2 protein-coding genes are annotated in these 1,585 nt (G+C 70.0%); one reads left to right on the top strand and one right to left on the bottom strand.

All coding sequences use genetic code 11. The annotated features are described in order from the left end of the window. Positions 1-805: hypothetical protein (locus AB1609_23525; protein ID MEW6049405.1), on the top strand; the 805-nt coding region annotated here is incomplete at its 5' end. A gap of 64 nt (positions 806-869) precedes the next feature. Here the strand turns inward: AB1609_23525 and AB1609_23530 are convergent. Next, the coding region (locus tag AB1609_23530; GenBank protein ID MEW6049406.1) for a methyl-accepting chemotaxis protein at positions 870-1,585 on the bottom strand (716 nt) is incomplete at its 5' end.

A 1,585-nucleotide genomic window follows, 5' to 3' on the forward strand; every position in this document is an offset into this window, starting at 1 on the left:
AGAGCCGCCGCGGTCGTCCCGACTTTTCGTCGAGCGAGCGTTCAACGATGCCGCCTGTCTCGGCCCCATGCCGCTCTCTGAGCTGGATCGGCCCGCCGTACGGGCGGCCGCGGTCAAGGGCAACGCTATTCGTGGCGTCATACCGGCTGATGACGAGTTCCGGAAGAAGCGTGCGGCGAGCGACGAAGAGCGCGACGCGATGGCCGCCCAACTTGCCTTTCGAGTCCGAAAGGCAGTCTTCAGCCGGAGCGCTCAGGCCCCTGATTCGGTGTACACGCTGGCTCTCTACGCGCACCAGACGTTGCTGGTTCACCGGCCGGAGGCCTATGCCCTGGCCTCTCGCACGGATCCGGCCGTGGCCAGGTTGGCCCGCCAGCTTGCAGGCGCACACGAGCTCCTGGTGTGGATGCGCCACCGCATTGAGCCCGGCTCCATTTTCCTCGAGCCCGACCGGGTCATGCTGGCGGGGCAGGTGCTCGAACACCGCGTCGGCCGCCCGCTTGACCGGGCGATGCTGATCTTTGCGGTGCTGTCCCGGCAGGGCTACACTGTCCGTATCGTCCAGACCACCCGCGGTGTCTACGTGCTGGCCCGCGACCGCCACGAGACACTCCTCATCGATGCAGAGAGGCTGTCTGTCGTAGACAGCCCCGAGGGCGTGGTTGTGCTGGCATTTGATGCCGCGCGGCAGTACGGGTACCGGGATGCCTGGAGCCTGCCGGAGACGGGGCCGGTTCCTGAGACGCCGCCGGCAAGGCCCTCGGCCCCCATCCGTCCCGAGCCGGTGGGCGCCATCGTGGCCTGAAACGCAAGACGGCGAGCTTTCGCCCTGTCTGCCTTCCTGGCCCGCTCGTTTGTTCCCCGGTTGGTCAGCGCTGTGTCATCTTGAAGCGAGCGACGAGCCCCCGCAGGCTCTGGGTGGCCTCTGCCACCGCCGCCGACTGCGCCGAGGTCTCCTGCGCCGTTGCGGCCTGCTGCTCGACCCCGCCCGAAATCTGCTGGATACCCGCCGCCAGTTCCTGCGACTGAGACGACATGGTCTCGGCTGCCGTCCGGATGGTGTCCCCGCTTCGCGCCATGGCCTCGGCCCGCTCCGCCGTCCGCCTCGTGAACGTGGCAATACCCTCCGTGGCCTCGCGGATCTGCCGGTACGCCCCGGCCATGGCGTGAACGCTCTCGGCCTGCCGCGCCGCCGCCTGGTCGGCAGCCGCCGTGGCCTCGGCCGCCGACCCTGCCGCCTCCCGCATCCTGGCGAACCACTGAGACGCCTGGCCGACCGCGTCGGCCGAACGCCCCGCCAGACGGCTTACCTCATCAGCCACGACCGCAAAGCCCCGCCCCTGCTCCCCCGCCCGGGCGGCTTCAATGGCAGCATTCAGCGCCAGCAGGTTGGTCTGCTGGGCCACCTCGCCGATGAGCCCCAGGATCTGTTCCACCTGCGCCACGGCCTCGAGCAGCTTCAGGGCCAGCTCGTGGCTTTGCTGTGCGGCCTCCCGGGCCGAGACGGCCTGCCTGGCTGCTTCCGCGCTGAGCCTGTCCCCCTCGGCTGCCGCCTCGCCGGCCCTGGCAGCCTGGGCAGCGGCCT

The organism is Bacillota bacterium (assembly GCA_040754675.1).
Classification (GTDB): domain Bacteria; phylum Bacillota; class Limnochordia; order Limnochordales; family Geochordaceae; genus Geochorda.